Below are 5,668 nucleotides of genomic sequence, written 5' to 3' on the forward strand. Positions count from 1 at the left end.
CAGTATTGAAACCTGAACTCTGCTTTTCCTGGACCTGGGATTGTACCGCAAGAGGAAAAAAACGCGGTTGCGGTTCGTGAGAAACCTTCAATGAGCTCTTTCGACGCCAGTAACCAAATGTCGCCAAAGAGAGCATGTTCTCCCGGCAATATGATGATTGCGTCAGGCCGCTACTCTCCCATGAGCGGATGTGTTCCTGCCAATATTCCTGCTTGGCCGACCGATTCTTGCTATGCTCTGTTTTCATTGTGCCCTCCCGTGGTCTGGTTTGCCACAATGAAACAGATTGTTAACGATATGAAAAGATGGCGTTTGTTGAGCGCTTACATCTTTTGGGGAATTCACAAAGCAAACTATCCATTTTTAAGGCCAGTTTTATGGTTCGCTCCATGGGGATATTTGCTTGGGGCAGTACTAGAACTCATTGTAGCCATGGGATTGATTCTTATATACTTTAAAAAAACGAAAAACACGTTGATAGAAAACGAAAGCCGATTGATAAATGCCCAGAGAATCGCCAAGGTGGGGGATTGGGCATGGCAACTGAAAGACAATCAATTGATTTGGTCTGATGAAACCTATCGGATTTTTGGACAATCTCCTGAAAAATTCAATGTGACTGTTGAAGCCTTCGAAAATGTTATACATCCTGATGATTATGAAAAATTTGTTAGGGAAAGGGATTCAGCCCTTAGGAAAAACAGGGCAGTTGATATTGAACACCGGATCGTGCTGCCGGACAAAAGTATACGCTGGGTTCATGAAATATCATCAGCTGAGAAAGATGAAAATAATAATGTCATAAAAGTCACCGGCACAGTTCAAGATATAACCGATCGGAAAAATGCAGAAACAGCATTAATAGAGAGCCAGAAGCGCTTTACTTTAGCCATGGAGGCCTCTCAAGATGGATTGTTTGATTGGAATTTAATTACAAATGAAATTTACTATTCCCCTGGCTGGAAGATAATGCTGGGATACAATGATGACGAACTGCCAAATGATTTTTCGATTTGGGAAAATTTAACTGAACCCAAAGATGTTGAACGATCATGGACAATGCAACAAGAGCTCATAAATAAAAAATGTGACCGCTTTGAGATGGAATTCAAAATGAAACATAAAGATGGTCACTGGGTCGACATTCTTTCAAGAGCTAAAGCTGTCTTTGACGAGGATGGAAAGGCAGTCAGAATAATCGGTACCCATGTTGATATTACAGAACGGAAAAAGTATGAAAATCAATTAAAAACACTGAATTTTGCGATAGAAAACTCTCTCAACGGTTTTGACATTGTTAAAGCTGAGGGTGTCCTGATCTATGCAAACAAAGCATTTATCACTATGTACGGTTATGATCGCGCAGAAGAGATCATTGGCACTTCTCCTGCTGATCTGTGCGTTGATCCACAGTTGCCCACAAAGGTCATTCAAAAACTTCAGGAAAGTGGAGAGTACGAATTTGAACACGTGGCAAAAAGGAAAGATGGAAGTACCTTTGATGTGCTTATGTATGCAAGACTCGCACATGATGAGCAGGGAAATGAAATATACCCAACTTCTTGCATAGATATTACAGAACGACAAAAAGCGCTGATTGAAAGAGAACAGCTTGAACGACAACTTCAGCAGGCCCATAAAATGGAATCTATCGGGACCCTTGCTGGTGGAATTGCACACGATTTCAACAATATCCTTGGAGCAATCCTTGGCTATGCCGAAATGGCCCAGGAGGGCAGTCCCGCAGGATCGATGGTAAGAAAAGACATTGAACAGGTCATCAAGGCCAGTCACAGGGCCAAAGACTTAGTCAAACAGATCCTTTCCTTCAGCCGTCAGGCTGAGACCGACTATATCCCTTTGCAACCGGCTGTAATTATAAAAGAAGCATTAAAGATGTTGCGCTCCTCACTGCCTACGACTATTGACATCCAACAGGATATCGATCCCGAAGCCGGACCAATTCTCGCAGATCCAACCCAGATTCATCAGATAATTAACAACCTCTGTACCAATGCTTTCCATGCCATGGAGGAAACAGGTGGAACCCTCAACATTTCACTAAAAAAACGAGAACTCTTCCCGGCGGACTTAATCAGCGAACCGCATGTGCAGCCTGGACATTTTGTAGAAATCTCTGTCGGAGATTCAGGCCCAGGAATAGCACCGGAAATCATAAACAAGATTTTCGATCCTTTCTTCACTACGAAAGAGGTAGGCAAAGGCACAGGGATGGGTCTTGCAATTATCCATGGCATAGCAAAGAAATCTGGTGGCTTAGTTTCCTGCAAAAGTTCACCAGGCGAAGGGGCAACTTTTTATGTGTATATTCCCGTCTATGCCACTACAACCCATCGAGAAGCCGAAACCACACCTTTAGAGTTAATCCAAACCGGTGTTGAGCATATTCTCTTTATCGACGATGAGGAGATGCTGGCTGAGATGGGTCGGACTATGCTTGAGCGGCTTGGTTATAGTGTGACGGTAGAAACAAACAGCATTGAGGCTCTAAAAATTATTCAGAGTCAACCGGACCGCTTTGACTTGGTAATAACTGATCAGACAATGCCGGGCATGACTGGAAGTGACCTGGCACGTCGCATACTACAGATACGACCCGAGCTGCCGATCATCCTCTGCACGGGTTTCAGCAATCAGATTTCAGAAGAAAAGGCAAGAATATACGGAATAAAGGGATTTGCTATGAAGCCTCTGGCGAAAAAGGATCTTGCCACCCTTATAAGGAAACTGCTGGATGGAGAAAAATGATCGGCATAGCATTATCGCAACGGTCAAGTTCTGTAACTATCGGTGGCATACTAAAGATATTGCCGATTCGAAGGTAAGCATTTTCAATTTAGGCCTCCGCTTAACACTACTACTGTATATACGTAATAAAAAACCGATCTGAGATTGTGCTATAATAGATCATCAACATCCTGTTTTTTCAAAAGAAGAAGGAGGATATGATGACTATTGCGCAAAGTATATTTCCAAGTCCCTACCCTAATGATTGGCCTGCTGCTGTCCAATCATCAAATCTTCCATTCCTTTTTCCACTCCACGATCATGGCAATCTGGATTCAGAATCCATTCGGACATTGTTCGCGCCTTCCGCCGGGGCCTTTTATGTTTATCGACCAAGTAAACGACGGCGTGCTCTCAACAAAGCTATAGACACGCTTGAAGCAAGTAATCTTCCTGGGTTCGAATATGTGATTGCATACATTTACGACAAATATCGTCGTAACCACTCTATTTCTTCCATTAGCCAGTCAGGACAAACACTTCACGCTTTTCTATCCTTCCTCCAAGCATTAGGAAGAGGCGATCTTGCTGCAATTCAACGGAAAGATATTGCAGCTTACGTCGAGCATGAGCAGGATCGTGGGTTGAAGATAAATTCATTACGAAATCATTTGCATACAGTATATGCCTTTCTGAATTATTTGGTAAATAATGATGTATTGCAGGCAGAGATCCTCCTGAAAAAAATCCGATTAAAGATGCCGGAAGTACTGCCGAGAGCTATCCCGGCAGAAGACCTGCAGAAAATACTCCAATCCATTCGGAAGGTCCGAGATCGTGCCCTCATTCTGCTGTTACTCCATACCGGTATGCGCATAGGAGAACTTCTCAGGTTGAAGATGACAGATATCATTCAGTCAGAACGAAAGATTCTGCTGTATCTTGGCGAGAAAAACTTACATGGCCGGGTAGTCTACTACAGTGAGGCTGCAGAGGAGGCTCTTAACAGCTGGCTAGCTGTTCGAGATGCAACCTGCGAAAACCTTTTTTATGGGAATACAGGCCGGGAACTGTCCTACGTTACCGCATGGATGATAATGAAAGAAGCTCTGCAAAGATCAGGGCTTGAGTACAAAGGATATAGCCTTCATTCATTACGTCACACCTTTGCAACCAGCATGCTCAATGCCGGGTTGCGGCTTGAAGTATTACAACAACTCCTGGGGCACCTGAATATCGATATAACCCTCCGATATGCGTAGATATCTGATATGACTCGAGAAGAGGCCTATTTCAGAGCGATGGCAATTATTGAAAAGGGAGGCAGCCATGAACATGACAGAGTCAATCCTGAATTACAGGCTGTTTTTGAAGAGAAAAAACTTCTCGAGCCTCACGATTAAAAACTATCTTCACCGGTTAAAGCTGTTTTTCAGTTGGCTGGCAGTTCCCGTTGAATCGACAACAGTAAAGGAAGTTAAGCTCTATATAGATTATTTACTGGAGAAACAGATGGCACCGCGTTCGATCAACTGCCATCTCTCAAGTGTCAGGTTATTCTATGGTTATCTGCAGGATGAGGAGGGTATTTCAACAGTCAACCCAGTTGTCACGGGTCTGATGATGAGGGAATCACATCCACTTCCCAGATATTTACCAGATAGCGATGTTGAACTGTTCTTGAACCACGTTGCAAGCAAACGGGATTTTGTCATATTCATGCTGATGCTTCGTTGTGGCTTGCGGGTACAGGAGGTCATCAACCTCACCCTTGATGTTATCGACTACAGGCGCAGCCAGATACTGGTCAGAGCAGGCAAAGGAGCAAAAGATCGGATGGTCTTTATCAGCAATGATGCCGCAATAGCTCTGGCCAAGTATCTCCGAGTACGGTTGGTGACCAAAGAAAAGCATATCTTTTTAGTAGAAAAAGGCCGGTGCAGGGGACGGCCTATTTCCGTTCGCGCGGTGCAAAAACGAGTAGAGCTGTATGCAAAATTATGCGGTGTACCCGTTACCTGCCATCGACTCCGCCATACCATGGCAACACAGTTACTCAATGCTAATGCGGATCTTGTTAGTATTCAGGAAATACTGGGGCATACAAAGATAAAAACTACTCAGCGTTACAGCAAGTTATCAAATCTGAAAGCTCAACAAGATTATTTTCAAGCGATGGACCTGGTAATAGCCAGAACAGTTATCAATCAACTGGAATGAGGTCAGGTTGTAACTGTCCGCTCCGTTATGTACCGGTTCTGAAAAACGGCTTGTGGGCGGAGCCCATTTTCAGAACCGGTACATAACGAGGCTACTCCCGAGGTATAAAAGATCATTGACATTACGCATTGATCTGAAAGAGAATAGAGGTAGGCAACAACTCAATATAAATGAAAAAATAGGATCTATTACGTATATAGACTGTTCGCCTAAACCTGGACACAGTCAGCGTTCGAGTTTAGATTGTTCGCCATTACTATCTTTAAAGTTGTCAGGTACCATGCCCAATTGCACAACACTATCAACTTCCTCTCATTAAAGAACAATAATTTTTCAATGCAACTCAAGGCAGATCTGAAATGGGTCTGCCTTTTCTGCTTTTCCGGTATCTAAGGAGCCTCTTGCAAAAAGACGTGCAATAACAGAATCAGGGAGTATTTTGATTTAACACGCTGAAATAATAGAGCTTCATGGCATTTCCTGGTATAGTTTTGTATCCAGCAAAACCAATCCAAGGAGAATGCCATGAAGCTCATAGACACGATATCATGGTTGATGGGACGTGTCCAAGGAAGTCTATTTCCTCATCTAAACCAATGCTTGCCAACACCGTTAACTGAACAGGAGGAACGATTGGTATCAATTCTGGAACTTGTCCAGGTTGAACGATATGTACCGAAAAATATAACCAATTATCGTT

General features: G+C 43.3%; 4 protein-coding genes. 3 read left to right on the forward strand and 1 reads right to left on the reverse strand.

The window, feature by feature from the left end; genetic code table 11:
- Window positions 1–247 (reverse strand): IS66 family insertion sequence element accessory protein TnpA (gene tnpA, locus BUF15_RS27280; protein WP_327021900.1); only part of this gene is annotated, 247 nt, incomplete at its 3' end.
- Window positions 248–276: 29 nt separating this feature from the next.
- On the opposite strand from tnpA, the gene BUF15_RS26050 reads away from it, so the two are divergent.
- From BUF15_RS26050 to BUF15_RS26060, 3 genes are all read left to right on the forward strand, one after another.
- A complete protein-coding gene (locus BUF15_RS26050; protein ID WP_159441396.1) occupies window positions 277–2,769 on the forward strand; it encodes a hybrid sensor histidine kinase/response regulator in 2,493 nt (830 codons plus the stop codon).
- A 200-nt stretch (window positions 2,770–2,969) separates the two neighbouring features.
- Window positions 2,970–4,010: a tyrosine-type recombinase/integrase gene (locus BUF15_RS28185; protein ID WP_073617256.1), complete on the forward strand. Its 1,041-nt coding sequence runs from the start codon at window positions 2,970–2,972 to the stop codon at window positions 4,008–4,010.
- 67 nt (window positions 4,011–4,077) lie between these two features.
- Entirely contained in the window at window positions 4,078–4,968 is an 891-nt protein-coding gene (locus BUF15_RS26060; protein ID WP_073617258.1) for a tyrosine-type recombinase/integrase, read from the forward strand.
- Window positions 4,969–5,668: the final 700 nt, after the last annotated feature.

Origin of the sequence: Desulfopila aestuarii DSM 18488, from assembly GCF_900143695.1 — a bacterium.
Taxonomy (GTDB): domain Bacteria; phylum Desulfobacterota; class Desulfobulbia; order Desulfobulbales; family Desulfocapsaceae; genus Desulfopila; species Desulfopila aestuarii.